The following is a 14,929-nucleotide window of genomic DNA, read 5'->3' as shown; positions in this document are numbered from 1 at the left end:
ATTGACTATCAAGTCATGATAAAACAGACTATTCTTAAGGTATTAATTGAACTATCTATTTGATAGTAATTTCAACCCATTGATAAATTGAATTTATCTTTCAATTTATATTAATCAATTTATGAGTTTTCATTATGCAAAATAGACGTCATTTTACGCGAATTATATTTTCAACCCCTGCACACCTTTCAAATATGGATAAGGTTTGGTCAACTCTACTCATTGATTTATCTTTGAAGGGGGCCTTAGTAAAAAAACCTGAAGACTGGAATAGCCAAGAAGTGAAATCTGTTTTGTTGACTTTCCAACTCGAACAAAGTGAGATTAAGCTCACCATGAATACCACTGTTGTTCACGAAAAAGATGATTACCTTGGTTTGCTATGTGAACAAATAGATATAGACAGTGCAACTCATTTAAAACGCTTAATTGAGCTAAATGTTGGCGATGATGAATTATTAAATAGGGAATTAAATGCACTTGCTCACCCAGAGTAGAGAATATATTGCTGATAAGTAGGAGGTTTTATCCTCCACATCTTTACAGGCTCTTATAGACCAAGCTTGACTCACTACTACGGGGTCATCGCCAACCTCAACCGATATTAAGCCTTAAGTTTCCTCTTGAATTTAAGTCACTGACTAAAATTAAGCTTAGATACTAGAGCACCGATTAGTTTAAAATATGAACACCAGAATGGTTCAAAAATCACACAAGCAAGGCGTATTAGTGAATGGAATAGTGGGCTATTTCGAGCTGATACAACGTAGCATGTGTGATTTTTGGCCATTCCCTGCGGGCGAGGCTAAAATTTCCGTATACTGCGTTAAATTTTCTTGATGGAGAATAACTAGACCTACAAAAATTTACCTAGTCTACGAAAATTTTGGCTCTCGCTGGTGACTATATTTTAAACTGATCGGTGCTCTAGGCGCTGTTGATCTTTCAGGGTTAAATTTTGTTCGAGACAAAAGCATTTTAGTCGCGGCGAGTAGTGTGTAGCCTAGTCATTCTAAGTAAATGCGACTCCACAAAGAATAAAATGCTTTTAGCCGAATCCTTCGGACAGCGTTTGTTGGGCATTTTTACTGCGTTATCGCCTTTTTATGTGGAACAACCACATGACAAAGCCTCTGCCTTGTATAAATGCCCAACAATTGCTGCAAAAGTAATCTCGAAAGATCAACAGTCCCTAGGCTTGTTTAACAATTAAACCATATTCTTTATCTAATAACTCAATCACTTCGGCTCTAGGATCATCAGGGATCACAATCTCTTTACCTATGATCTTAGATGCGATACCTGTGTAAGTATCAGATATACTCATCATCACATCGAGTGGTAACTTGTAGCCTTTAGCCAAATCAAAGCGTTCATCCATACGATCTTTATTTAATAAAATATCGCTATCAGGCACTGTATTAATTAGTAACTGGCGGAAACCTTCTTTAGAGTTCTCAATCACTTTACCATCACGAAAAGCTGGACCATCCCAGATACGCGAAGAATCCGGCGTACCGACTTCATCAATGTAAATTAGATTTTCAGAGCCGTCGATTTCAGATACGTAACCAAATTCAAATTTAGTATCAACAAATACTTGATCTAATTTCGCAAGTTCATCAGAAATTAATTTAAAACCTTCGGTTAATAACTTCTCATATTGAGAGACATCATCTACTGATTTGAAATTAAAAACATCTAAGTTATCTTCAATATTTTTACGCGTGATATTTACATCATCAACTTCAGGTATTTCGGCAACACCAGTAATGATACCTTTTGTTGAAGGTGTGATTAACACTTTGTCTAATTTCTGATTTGACTCTAAACCTTCAAGCAATTGATTTCCACAGAAATTTCTTTCACCTTTAGCATAGTCACGCCACATACTACCAGTAATATATTGGCGAGCTATAGCCTCAACCATAACAGGTTTAGCTTTGCGCACAATCCAGATATAAGGATGTGGAATATCAACAATATGATTACCTGCAAGACCGGCCTTATCAAACATTTGAAACCAATGTGCGGCGACGCTATTTAGCGCAATACCTTTACCTGGCACACCATTTAAGCCATTCTCACCTTGCCAAATACAATCAAAAGCAGAAATACGATCTGAAATAATCATAATAGCTAAAGGCGTATCAGTAGGAATACCGTAAGATTTATCTTCGATTAAACGAGCACTATCTTCTGGCGTTAACCAGTAAACAGAACGAACTTTACCACTGTGAACATCACCGAGTGTACGAATAGGTAAATCATCATTAACGTCTAAAACTTTATAAGTGCTCATTGTTTCTCCGAAAGGATAATCATCAATTTTAAGCGGCGTATTTTAAGCCAGTATCAATCAAATCACAATCTCTGCACGCAGAACTATGAATATATTTTACTCATTACTCACTGAATTTTTTTCATTCAAATATTTAATTAATACCAATTAAGCAGATGAGCCATCAATATCACTACAAATTCATAAAACTTCATGTTTGACCTTGCAAGCTACAATTACAATATAATTTTAGTTTTGTTAGAATAGCGCCAAATTTATATGGAGCCTAATTTATGCCAGCTTATTATGTAGTCGGACACAAAGTACCTGATTCAGATTCAATTGTTGGAGCAATCGCTCTAGCATATTTAAAAAACCAAATTGGTGAAGAAGCCATTCCGGCACGTTTAGGAGAGCCTTCTCCTGAAACACAATTTATTTTAGACAAATTTGGATTTGAGGCACCTTTGCTTAAAATGAGCTATGCAGGTGAAAGCCTTTACATTGTCGATCATTCAGATATTGCATTAGCACCTGATGATATCGCTGAAGCCACAATTTTAGGGATCGTAGATCACCATAAATTAGGTGATTTAACATCTGATACACCACTTGAATGTTGGATCCGTCCAGTTGGTTGTAGTAACACTGTTATCAAAATGATGTATGATTTCCACAATGTTGAAATCCCTAAAGATATCGCCGGTATGATGATGTGCGCAATTTTAAGCGATACTGTGATTTTTAAATCTCCAACTTGTACTACAGCTGATATTCGTTGTGTTGAAATACTCGCTGAAATTGCTGGTATTGAAGATTATAAAGAATTAGGTATGGATATGTTTAAAGTTAAATCAGCAGTATTAAATACACCTATGCGTGATTTAGTCATGCGAGATTTCAAAAACTTTAATATGAATGGTACTAAAATTGGCATTGGTCAATTAGAAGTAATCGACTTAGCTATTTTTGATGAAATGAAACCTGATTTAGAAGCTGATATTGCAAAATTAAAGCAAGAAGAAGGCCAGCATAGCATAATTTTATTATTAACAGACATAATGAAAGAAGGTTCTGAGCTATTAGTTGTTAGCGATGATTTATCTCAAATAGAATCAGCTTTTGCAGCTACAACCGACAATAAAGTATGGTTAGATGGCGTATTAAGCCGTAAAAAACAAGTCGTTCCACCACTTGAAAAAATATTCGCATAAAAATGATGCTACGCAGTTCTTTTAAAGGACACTGCGTAGTGGATTTATTAGGCTCCAGGGGCCATGATTGATGTAGCATCTGTTTTAGCTAATTCAGCTAAGTCTTTATCAATCCAAAATAATGCTTTACCGTCTTCACCAACAAGCTTAATTTTATCTATAATGCCGTTAAATAACTTTTCTTCTTCATGTTGCTCAGCAACATACCATTGTAAAAAGTTAAAAGTCGAATAATCATGTGCTGTAAATGCTACATGGGTTAATTCATTAATACGTTTAGTAATTAAACATTCATGCTCATAAGTAGCCATAAAGATATCAACTAAAGAGTTAAATTCATGTGGTGGCGCCTCAATTGAACCTAGAACAGGAACGGAACCAGTCTCACTAACATAAGTAAACAAGCGGTTCATATGTTCCATTTCTTCACTAGCATGCTTACGTAAAAATTCAGCTGCGCCTTCAAAGCCTTTATCTTCACACCAAGCACTCATTTGCAAATATAAATTTGAAGAATAAAACTCTAAATTTATTTGTTCGTTCAATTTTTCAACCATAGCGGGTGCTAACATAAAAATACTCCTAAAAAATATAAGTTGCTATTGTTCTGTAATTAAAAGTAAAAATCAACATAGCATCCAATATTACATCAAGATATAAAAACGTCTATCCATTTAAAAGTCTATATATAACTTTTTGTACCCTTTACAACAAAAAAACTATCATTTTGGTTACATTTAATTTACATCCCCCCTCTCAATATGATCACTTTTTGATCATAGTTGAATATAAAACAATAATTAAGGTAAATATAAAATGAATAATGGCTTTAATAAAAGACTACTCGCAATTGCTATTCCAGCTGTATTAGCTGCAAATGTAAATGCAACTGATTTAAACCTTAGTCAAACTAAAGTAAAGCTTGCCAGCCAAGCAATCGATACTACCCAATTTATCATTAAGTATAAAAATAACTTAGTAGTAATGAGCGATCAAACAGTATCAAATAATAAAAAAGCACAGAATTTTGTTCAAGGTTTCAAGTCAAACAAAGCGGTTAAAACACAATATGTACGCTCTATGGCAATCCAAGATCATCACGTTGTTCGTGTAAATAGAAAAATGACGGCCTCTGAAACACAAAGCTATATGCACGAAATGATTGAATCAGGTCAAGTTGAATTTATTGAAATAGATCAAATGTTAAAACCATTTGCAACGCCGAATGATCCACAATACAGCAGCCAATGGCACTACTTCGAAAGCAATGGCGGCCTTAACTTACCAACAGCTTGGGATAGTGCTACAGGCTCAGGCGTAACAGTAGCGGTACTAGACACTGGTTATCGTCCACATGCTGATTTAAATGCAAACCTATTACCTGGTTACGATATGATATCGAATGTATCAGCTGCAAACGATGGTGGTGGTCGTGACGCTGATGCACGTGATACTGGTGATGCAGTAACAAAAAATGAATGTGGTACTAATGACGCTTCTAATTCAAGCTGGCATGGTACACATGTTGCCGGCACAATCGCAGCAGTCACTAATAATGGCGAAGGTGTTGCTGGTGTGGCATACAATGCAAAAATCGTCCCTGTACGTGTACTTGGTAAATGTGGTGGTTCAACATCTGATATTGCTGACGGTATCATTTGGGCATCAGGCGGTGCAGTTTCAGGCTTACCTACCAATACAAACCCTGCTGATGTTATTAATATGAGCTTAGGTGGGGAAGGTTCTTGTAGCTCAGTAACTCAATCAGCAATTAATACAGCACGTGCAAATGGTGCCGTGATTGTTATTGCTGCTGGTAACTCAAATGATAATTCAGCAAACTACAATCCTGGTAACTGTTCTGGCATTGTAAATGTTGCAGCCGTTGGTAGAAATGGTGGTAGAGCATATTATTCTAACTATGGTACTACAATTGATGTTGCAGCTCCTGGTGGCGCACAAAGTTTTGCTAATGACTCTGAAGGGGTATTATCAACTCATAATTCAGGTTCAAATGGTCCTTCATCGGATAGCTATCACTATAGTCAAGGGACTTCAATGGCAGCCCCTCATGTTGCAGGTGTAGCAGCATTAATCAAACAAGTAAAACCAAATGCAACACCTGATGAAATTGAAAGTATTTTAAAAACAACGACGCGTAGCTTCCCTGCAACTTGTTCAAACTGTGGTACAGGTATCGTAGATGCAGCTGCTGCCGTTGCTGCTGCCGGGGCGGGTACTACTCCTCCTACAGGTGATAATGTACTTATTGATGGCGAAGCTAAAACTGGACTTTCTGGTGCTCAAATAAGTGAAATATTCTATACAATTGAAGTTCCAAGTGGTGCGACTAATATAACTTTCGCTATGAGCGGAGGTTCTGGTGATGCAGACTTATATGTTCGTGCTGGTGCTAAACCAACTTCATCAACTTATGATTGTCGTCCATATGAAGGTGGTAATGTTGAAACTTGTTCTATTGATAACCCAACAGCGGGAACTTATCATGTAATGCTCAAAGGTTATAGCGCATACTCTGGTGTGAGCTTAAAAGCTGATATCACGGGAGGTAGCACTGGCGGTAGTCCTCAAGCTGGTGGTGGCACTGTAAATGATATTGCTGCGGCTGCAGGAAACTGGGCGCATTATACGCTTGATGTGCCCGCTGGTATGGCTTCACTTACAGTGACATCTTCTGGTGGTTCTGGTGATGCTGATTTATTTGTTAAATTTGGTAGCCGAGCAACTACAAGCAGTTATGATTGTCGTCCATACAAAAATGGTAATGCTGAAACTTGTACTTTCTCTAATCCACAGGCTGGAACTTGGCATTTAAGCTTAAATGCTTACAGAACATTCAATGGTGTTACTTTAGACGCTCAATATAAACCTTAGTAATAGTTTTATATTAAAATACGGCTGCTAATTTAACAGCCGTTTTATTCTTTATTTTATAATAATTCATACATTACTTCAGCTTTACTCACTTTAAATTGCTTTTCAGCTTCAATATTTAAATGCGTAACCACACCATTATCCACTATCATAGCGTAACGCTTAGAACGCGTACCACCAAATACACCTGTTTCTTTATCAAGTCCTATCGCTTTAGTAAAAGCAGCATCACCATCAGCCAGCATAACGATATGCTCTGCATTTTGGCTGGCACCCCAAGCTTTCATTACAAATGCATCATTGACAGATAAACAAATAATGCTATCAACACCTTTTGTAAAAAGCTGATCCGCCAAAGTAATAAATCCCGGTAAATGAGATTCAGAGCATGTTGGTGTAAAAGCCCCTGGCACTGCAAATAAAGCCACTTTTTTATCTGCAAATAAATCTGCAGTGTTAGGAGTCGTCATTCCATGATCTGTTAATAAGTTAAATGTAACGTTAGGTAGTAAGTCGCCAACTTGTATCATACTAATATCCTTAATTTATAAAATAATATCTCTAAGCTAACACAAACCTAAGCTAGTTCGTACACTTTGCATTTGTTCTTGTAAGCTTTCATAGATATGACCAACCAGTTTATCTGATTCGCCAACTTGTTGTTTCATTTGAGCCATTGAATGAGAGAAGTTTTCGAGTAAGCTATGCTGTGCTTGCGCAAACTCTCGCGCTTGCATTGCCACTTGACTGGCATCCTGTGCATTTTTAGCGACCTGCTCTGAGTTCACTTTTAGTTGTTCTGCATTATTCGTTTGCAACTGAGAGTCATCTGATAATGCAGTGATCTGAACTGAAACTTGATCTGAACTTTTGGTTAATAAATCTAATTGAGCTTTGATATCACTTAAAGAGCATTGAGTTTGCTGAGCAAGCTTTCTAACTTCATCTGCCACAACAGCAAATCCGCGGCCATGCGCTCCAGCTCGAGCAGATTCAATCGCTGCATTTAATGCTAATAAATTTGTTTGCTCTGCTATGGTTTGAATCACATCAACAACTTTATAGACATCAGCGACACCTTTTAAAAGCTCATTTAAGCTTGTTAAACCTTGCTCAACTCTTTGTTGTGTTAAAGAACTCGCATTTAGCATTGATTGAGAATAATCTAAGCTTTTATCCATTGCAATAAACGTACTTTGTGCATTACCTTCAACTTGTACATTAACCGAACTAACTTGTTCACCAATTTTTTTAATATCATTTAATAAAAATTCATTTTCATCTACACGCGTTGTTGTTTGATTTGAGTGCCCTGTTATATTTTCTAAGTTATGACTCATCTCTTGCATAAATTCATTTATCACATTCAACATTTTTGCTTTGGCATTATCTTGTTCACGCTGCCTTTGAATCAATAAATTAAAGTAATTTGCTATTTCCCCCACTTCAGTATGTTTTACTAAATTATCAATTGCTCTTAAATCATTGCTTTCTATAAGATCTTTAAATGCATCACGCAAAGATGTTAGCGGCTTTAAAACTTGCTTTAATTGTGCACAATAAACAACGCCAGCAAGAATAAATAAACAACCAATACTAATACAAAAAACGATTAATATATTTTTTTTTATACCATCTTGAAGCTCTCCTAGCTCCATTTCTGCATCCAGCACAATGGCAATTAAGTCAGATATTTCTTTTCGCAGTTGCGCAACACCTACTAACCTTTCTTTTGATTGGCTAATGGTATTATTTAATTCTTTTGGATAACGTTTTGGCCAACTAATTAAGTCTGATTTAATTTCTTCAGCTAAATCTTCTGGCTCATCATCTGTTAATAAAAATTCATCCTCATCAATTTGTTCAAATAAACCTAAATTTGGAATTTGGCTTATCTCTTGTGCAAGTTGATTTAATTGGAATAAATATTTATTAATTTGATTCTCTTTTTCTTGAGTGTAATTAGTAGAAAGAGAGTAAGTAAATTGAGATAACAGCAAAACTTGATTTAAATAGTCACTCCCTTTTACCGTATATTGAGAAGTAATCCATTCTTGATCGTCTTTTGCTTTTTGTGCGTAATGAATGAGTGAAATAGCTGAACCAGACATTTGACGAATAGCATTATCCAACAAAGCATTTTCATTGCCAGATAACTTTCCTAAAGCACGATATTTCCCATTAATACCTTGCATAAGTAAATCTAATTTTATATTTAATTGATCTTGAATATCACTAGGAAGAACTTTAATCTGATTTTTTTGTAAATCAACAATTAACTGGCCTGATTTATTTAATGCTAAGCTATCTCCAGTGCTGAGATAATCCTCGATATTAGCTGAAAATGAGACTAAAATATTATTTTTCAGCTGATTATAATCATCTTCCTGTTTTTCTAGCGTAATAAAAATATTACTAGCCCAAAATAAAGTAATCGCTAATATTAAACTTGCGCTTGATAATAAAATTGCTAATAGACGTGTAAAAGAAGAAACTCGCATAATTCATACTCCGTGTATTATTTGTACGCAAGAGTATGACCGAAACATGACGTCTTCATGTTATTTCCATGACAATAACATGACAAGCAGGGAAATTACTTATCAATATGATGGGTCATTTATATTTTATTATTTGATGTCATTGCAGCTAAAACGTAAACATCAAAACGATTTTTCTTAGTTTCTATTTTCATTGAAGGCTTTTTATCATTTAAAAATGGCGCATAATCAGGTCGTTTAACAACCACTCTTTTTGTTGCCAATAGTAAAGCGTCAGGTAATAAGTTATCGGCATCTAAATCAGAGCCAACAAGTGATTGAAAAACACGCATTTCTTTTTTTACTAATGCCGATTTTTCGCGGTGAGGAAACATAGGGTCTAAATAAACTACATCGGGTTTTAGAACGGTAGATGGTAGAAGGTCATGACTACTGCCAAAAATCATTTGCATATTTTTTTGCATCCAAGTGCCTATTTCAGCATCTTGGTAAGATCTTTGCAGACCATCGTACAGTAAAGCGGCTACAACAGGATGACGCTCAAATAAAGTTACTTTACAACCCAGTGAAGCTAAAACAAAACCATCTCTTCCAAGACCTGCTGTGCCATCTAATACACTAGGTGTTGCACCTTTATTCAAGCCAATTGCTTTAGCTATCGCTTGGCCTTTGCCACCACCAAACTTTCGTCTGTGTGCAGCAGCGCCTGTTACAAAATCAACTCTAATTGCACCTAGATTTTTTTCATCTGTTTTTAATAGAGACAAACCTAGCTCATCATAAACTAAAGAAAAGTCACTTTGAGGGTCGAACCATTTATTTAAATTAAATTGCTCTTCTAAAAAAGTTAAATATTGCTTTTTATCGTTTAAATTGCTTTGAATAATCAAGTGGAAATCCCATTACAAATGAGGATAGAATTATACCAACATGATTTTTTCAAACAACATAGTTTTAAATAGTTAACTACGTTACCTATTTTAAAATAATTCAACATCAATTTGTGATGTTATTTCATTAGCTACTGAATTAACTTGCTCTTTAGTTAACCGCTCTAATAAAGACGCTCTTTGCTCCATAATATGTGCCATGTAATCGAGCACATCATCAAAAGCAGTTCTGATAGCATTATTGATATCTAAATTCTTTTCTAACTCTCTCACAGTATTTTCAATTGAATTTAATACATACGCTTCTTGTTCTGTTTCTAACCCTAAATTCGAAATTGTATTAGTCAAGTTATTATAAAGTGCATCCACCTGTTTAACCGATAGTTCTGTATGCTTATAAAGAGCTTCTATTTGATTTCTTAAAGTACGATCAACAAGCGCAAAAGTATCAGTTATTTCATTTGCTTGTTCTAACACAAGATCGTTAACTTCCATCGCTTGTACTTTCGCATTGGTTGCCTCTAAAATATGAGGAAATAAATCTTTGTACCGCCCATATAATGCGGCATCAGATAAAGGCATATTTTTTATCAGAATAGAAACGTTTGGATAGTTAATGATGGTTCTGGCGCCAAAATCAATAAATCGCTCACCATCAACACACCTCTCAAATAACTCTTGTTCTAATGGACATACAGCACCTTGATTACTAAAAATTTTACTTTCACCTAGATACCGATATACAACGACAACATGCAAGTTAAGTGGTGTAAAAAATTCCATAAAATACTCAGTTAAGGCCTTTAAATTATGTGTATGGTAAGTTTGGCCAACATATCGCATCACTCTACCCATATCCCCAGAATCAGTCATGGCTATTTCAGCGGTAGTTTGTGCTTGTTCAATATCTCCTTTTAATGAATCTGAGTTTTTTCTATATTTATATAAAACATCAATACGGGCTTGTAATTCCTCAACTTCAAAAGGTTTAACTATATAGTCATTACCGCCGGAATTATAACCTTTCACACGCTCAGATAACGCCCCTTTACCAGATAAAAACATTACAGGTATATCTGAGGTAGATGAATCTCTTTTTAATAACTCGCATACTTCATAGCCATTCATTCCTGGCATTTCTACATCTAACAATATAATATCTGGATTATTTTTTACTGCACTTCGGATCCCTTCTTCACCGTTACTTGCATGTATCACTTTACAAAAGTCTTTAAGTGTTTCTTCTATTATAAGGTGAATAAATTTATCGTCATCAATTGCCAGTATTATCTTTGACATACATAAATTCCCTTGTTGCAACGCATACCATTTTTTAAAGAAGTATAAAAAGCATAGTTGTCTTTAATTAAATTGCTAATTTATTAAAGTCAATATCAATGCTATTTATTTAATTGATGGCAATAAAAAAGCACCCTAAGGTGCTTGTTACAATTTACTTATTTTTAAGTGCTAATTCCGCTATGCCTTAACAAAGCGTCAACTTTAGGCTCTCGCCCTCTAAATGCTTTAAATAACTCCATAGGTTCTTTAGAGCCACCCATCTCTAGTATATTCTCCATAAATGATTTGCCTATTTGAACATTAAAAACCCCTTCTTCTTCAAAAAGAGAAAATGCATCGGCAGACAATACTTCAGCCCATTTATAAGAATAATATCCTGCACTATACCCACCAGCAAAAATATGGCTAAAACCATGTTGAAAACGATTAAATTCAGGTGCTTTAATTACAGAGGTTTCTGTACGAACTTTATTTAAGATTGTTTGAATTTGACATGTTTTTTGTGGATCATAATCAGCATGAATATGAAAATCAAATAACGAAAACTCTATCTGGCGTAACATCACCATGGCTGATTGGAAATTTTTTGCTGCTAAAAGTTTATCTAATAAACCTTTAGGTAATGCTTCATTAGTTTCGTAATGACCTGAAATAAAGGTTAGCGCCTCTTCTTCATAACACCAGTTTTCTAAGAATTGACTTGGTAACTCAACTGCATCCCAAGCAACACCATTAATACCAGCAACAGAGCCAGCTTCAACTTGAGTAAGCATATGATGTATACCATGGCCAAACTCATGGAACAAAGTTGTCACTTCGTTATGGGTAAATAATGCAGGTTTATCGCCAACAGGGCGATTAAAATTACATACTAAATATGCTACAGGTAATTGAATAGAACCATCAAGCCTAGGTTTACGACCCATACAGTCGTCCATCCAGGCACCACCACGTTTATGCTCTCGAGCATAAAGGTCTAAATAAAATGAACCGCGTTTGTCACCTTTTTCATCGAATATTTCAAAGAAGCGCACATCTTTATGCCATGTATCTATGCCTTTCACTTCTATCACATCAATTGAGAATAAACGCTTTACTGTTGTAAACAACCCTGATAACACTCGATTTTCAGGGAAATATGGACGTAAAACTTCATCTGATATTGCATACTTTTCTTGTTTTAGTTTTTCTGCGTAATAAGATAAATCCCATGCATTAAGTTTATCTATATCATGTTTATCTTTTGCAAAGGCTTCAAGTTCAGCAAGTTCTTCTAATGCTTGGCCTTTTGATTGTTTAGCTAAATCATGTAAAAAACTAAAAACTTGGTCAGTTGTTTGTGCCATTTTAGTAGCAAGTGAATGCTCAGCGAAATTATTAAAATCAAGTAACTGTGCTAGCTCATGACGTAGCGCTAATTCTTCAGCCATCACTTGTGAATTATCAAACTTACCATGATCAGGTCCTTGCTCTGACGCACGTGTTGCAAAAGCAGTATACGTTTCTTTGCGTAATGCTTGATTATCGGCATAAGTCATCACTGGTAAATAAGATGGAAAATCTAGCGTAAATAGCCATCCTTCTAATTCTTTGTTTTGTGCTGTTTGCTCTGCTAACGCAATAGCTGACTCTGGTAAACCCGCTAATAAGCTTTTATCAGTAATATGTTTTTGCCAAGCGCGAGTCGCATCCATTACATTGTTACCAAACTTAGCAGCTAGCTCAGATAACTTTGCACTAATTACTGCATAACGCTTTTGTTTCTCTTCACTTAAAGAAATACCTGATAGTTTAAAATCACGCAAAGTATTTGTGATTACTTTTTGTTGAGCTACTGACAAAGCTGTAAATTCTTCAGATTCTTTAATCGCTTGATATGCTTTATATAAACCTTGATGTTGACCAACATAAGTTGAGTATTCAGAAATAAGCGGTAAACACTCATCATACGCTTCTCTTAGCTCTTCTGAGTTAACAACTGAATGCATATGAGAAACAGGAGACCATAAACGAGATAATTGATCATCAACCACTTCAAGTGGCGCTATAAAGTTATTCCAGGTAAAAGTTTTATTTTCTAATACTTCATCAATTTTTTTTCTGCAAGCTTCAATACCTTTTTTTAATGCAGGCACGATATGTTCAGGTTTAATTTCTGAAAATGGTGGAAGTCCTTCAAGACCAATTAGCGGGTTATTTATCATATAATTTCTTTTTAATTCTTTGTCATTATAAAAATAGATTGGGGCAATCGAAATAAATTACAAGCTATTAACTTGAAAGATAATCCATAATAACCATATCTTATATATTGAAATTGCGTAATTTGAACTAAACGCAAACAAATATTATTTTCGATTAAGGAATTAACATGGCACAACATTTTGATTATATCGCTATTGGTGGTGGTAGCGGTGGTATCGCATCAGCAAATCGTGCAGCAATGCGAGGCGCTAAAGTTGCACTGATTGAAGCTGAGCATATGGGCGGCACCTGTGTAAATGTTGGTTGTGTGCCTAAAAAAGTAATGTGGCATGGCTCTCAAGTAAGAGATGCAATAGAACTCTATGCACCTGATTATGGCTTTGATGTTGAAATAAAAGATTTTAACTGGTCAAAATTAGTTGAAAGTAGAGAAGCCTATATTGGCCGCATTCATAAAGGTTATGATAAATACTTAGCTAGCAATGGCGTTAATGTGATCAAAGGGTTTGCTAAATTTGTTGATAATAAAACCGTTGAAGTAAACGGCGAACTTTATACTGCAGATCATATTTTAATCGCTGTGGGTGGTCGCCCTAGCATACCAAATATTCCAGGTGCCGAACTCGGCATTGATTCAAATGGATTTTTTGAACTAAATGAACAACCAAAACGCGTAGCTGTTATTGGTGCCGGTTATATTGCAGTAGAACTAGCGGGTGTTTTACAAGGCTTAGGTAGCGAAACCCATTTATTTGTACGTAAACATTCGCCTTTACGTACTTTTGAGCCGCTTATCGTTGAAACATTAACAGATATCATGGCTAAAGAAGGCCCTACACTTCATACAAATGCTACCCCTTCTAAAGTAACAAAAGAAGATGATGGCAGCATTACCCTTCACCTAGAAAACGGTGATAAGCATAATGTTGATACATTAATTTGGGCAATCGGTCGTGAACCAAGCACAGATAAAATCAACATCGAAGCAACCGATGTTACTTTGAATGAACGTGGTTTTGTAAAAGTAGACGAATACCAAAATACCACAGCTCCCAACATTTATGCTGTAGGTGACATTATGGAAGGCGGTGTTGAACTGACTCCTGTTGCTGTAAAAGCAGGTCGCTTATTATCAGAGCGCTTATTTAACCCTGAGCTACCTGATGCAAAAATGGATTATGACTTAATCCCGACAGTTGTATTTAGTCACCCACCTATTGGCACTATTGGCTTAACAGAATCACAAGCTATTGAGCTATATGGTGCTGAAAACGTAAAAGTGTACACTTCTGGCTTTGCAGCTATGTATACAGCCGTTACTCAACACCGTCAAGAATGTAAAATGAAATTAGTCTGTGTGGGCGATGATGAAAAAGTAATAGGCTTACATGGCATTGGATTCTCAGTAGATGAAATGATACAAGGTTTTACTGTAGCCATGAAAATGGGCGCAACCAAAGCCGATTTTGACTCAGTAGTAGCCATTCACCCTACTGGATCAGAAGAGTTTGTTACCATGTAGATAACTGCAAGCAATAAAAAGGGTAGGAGTGAATTAAATTTAGCTCACTCTCTCTTTTTTATCGTATGACCCACCTATCGAAAAATCATACAACATGCTTATACCAACTATGATGATGT

At 35.7% G+C, this 14,929-nt stretch carries 11 protein-coding genes and 1 pseudogene; 5 read left to right on the top strand and 7 right to left on the bottom strand.

What is annotated here, in order from left to right:
- Positions 1–134: 134 nt before the first annotated feature.
- Both CJF42_RS15755 and CJF42_RS28675 read left to right on the top strand, forming a co-directional pair.
- Positions 135–497 carry a PilZ domain-containing protein gene (locus tag CJF42_RS15755; protein ID WP_095367607.1) on the top strand — a complete coding sequence of 121 codons (363 nt, stop codon included), beginning with the start codon at positions 135–137 and terminating at the stop codon, positions 495–497.
- Between the two features lie 497 nt (positions 498–994).
- Positions 995–1,206: pseudogene (locus CJF42_RS28675) on the top strand (hypothetical protein).
- Here the strand turns inward: CJF42_RS28675 and CJF42_RS15745 are convergent.
- On the bottom strand, positions 1,193–2,302 hold the full coding sequence (locus CJF42_RS15745) for a phosphoribosylaminoimidazolesuccinocarboxamide synthase (protein WP_095367606.1): 1,110 nt from the start codon (positions 2,300–2,302) through the stop codon (positions 1,193–1,195). The pseudogene CJF42_RS28675 and the gene CJF42_RS15745 sit on opposite strands and share 14 nt — an antisense overlap.
- 272 nt (positions 2,303–2,574) lie before the next feature.
- Here CJF42_RS15745 and CJF42_RS15740 point away from each other — a divergent pair, with 272 nt between their 5' ends.
- Positions 2,575–3,495 (top strand): manganese-dependent inorganic pyrophosphatase, encoded by a 921-nt coding sequence (locus CJF42_RS15740; protein WP_095367605.1) that lies wholly within the window; start codon positions 2,575–2,577, stop codon positions 3,493–3,495.
- 47 nt (positions 3,496–3,542) lie between these two features.
- On the opposite strand, the gene ftnA is transcribed toward CJF42_RS15740, so the two are convergent.
- On the bottom strand, positions 3,543–4,067 hold the full coding sequence (ftnA, locus tag CJF42_RS15735) for a non-heme ferritin (protein WP_095367604.1): 525 nt from the start codon (positions 4,065–4,067) through the stop codon (positions 3,543–3,545).
- Between the two features lie 244 nt (positions 4,068–4,311).
- Here ftnA and CJF42_RS15730 point away from each other — a divergent pair, with 244 nt between their 5' ends.
- Positions 4,312–6,390 (top strand): S8 family serine peptidase, encoded by a 2,079-nt coding sequence (locus CJF42_RS15730; protein WP_095367603.1) that lies wholly within the window; start codon positions 4,312–4,314, stop codon positions 6,388–6,390.
- Between the two features lie 56 nt (positions 6,391–6,446).
- Here CJF42_RS15730 and CJF42_RS15725 read toward each other — a convergent pair whose 3' ends face one another.
- From CJF42_RS15725 to prlC, 5 genes are all read right to left on the bottom strand, one after another.
- Positions 6,447–6,920: a peroxiredoxin gene (locus CJF42_RS15725; RefSeq protein ID WP_095367602.1), complete on the bottom strand. Its 474-nt coding sequence runs from the start codon at positions 6,918–6,920 to the stop codon at positions 6,447–6,449.
- 36 nt (positions 6,921–6,956) lie between these two features.
- Complete coding sequence (locus CJF42_RS15720; RefSeq protein WP_095367601.1) at positions 6,957–8,891, bottom strand: methyl-accepting chemotaxis protein; 1,935 nt, start codon at positions 8,889–8,891, stop codon at positions 6,957–6,959.
- A 119-nt stretch (positions 8,892–9,010) separates the two neighbouring features.
- Complete coding sequence (locus tag CJF42_RS15715; protein ID WP_095367600.1) at positions 9,011–9,781, bottom strand: class I SAM-dependent methyltransferase; 771 nt, start codon at positions 9,779–9,781, stop codon at positions 9,011–9,013.
- A gap of 90 nt (positions 9,782–9,871) precedes the next feature.
- Complete coding sequence (locus CJF42_RS15710; protein WP_095367599.1) at positions 9,872–11,080, bottom strand: response regulator; 1,209 nt, start codon at positions 11,078–11,080, stop codon at positions 9,872–9,874.
- Between the two features lie 164 nt (positions 11,081–11,244).
- Positions 11,245–13,284, bottom strand: coding sequence for an oligopeptidase A (prlC, locus tag CJF42_RS15705; RefSeq protein ID WP_170940633.1), 2,040 nt, complete (start codon positions 13,282–13,284; stop codon positions 11,245–11,247).
- A gap of 170 nt (positions 13,285–13,454) precedes the next feature.
- Here prlC and gorA point away from each other — a divergent pair, with 170 nt between their 5' ends.
- Complete coding sequence (gorA, locus tag CJF42_RS15700; RefSeq protein ID WP_095367597.1) at positions 13,455–14,810, top strand: glutathione-disulfide reductase; 1,356 nt, start codon at positions 13,455–13,457, stop codon at positions 14,808–14,810.
- The last annotated feature ends 119 nt before the right edge of the window (positions 14,811–14,929 follow it).

It is taken from the genome of Pseudoalteromonas sp. NBT06-2 (genome assembly GCF_002276045.1).
Lineage (GTDB): Bacteria > Pseudomonadota > Gammaproteobacteria > Enterobacterales > Alteromonadaceae > Pseudoalteromonas.
This window is presented reverse-complemented; position numbering and strand designations above follow the sequence as displayed.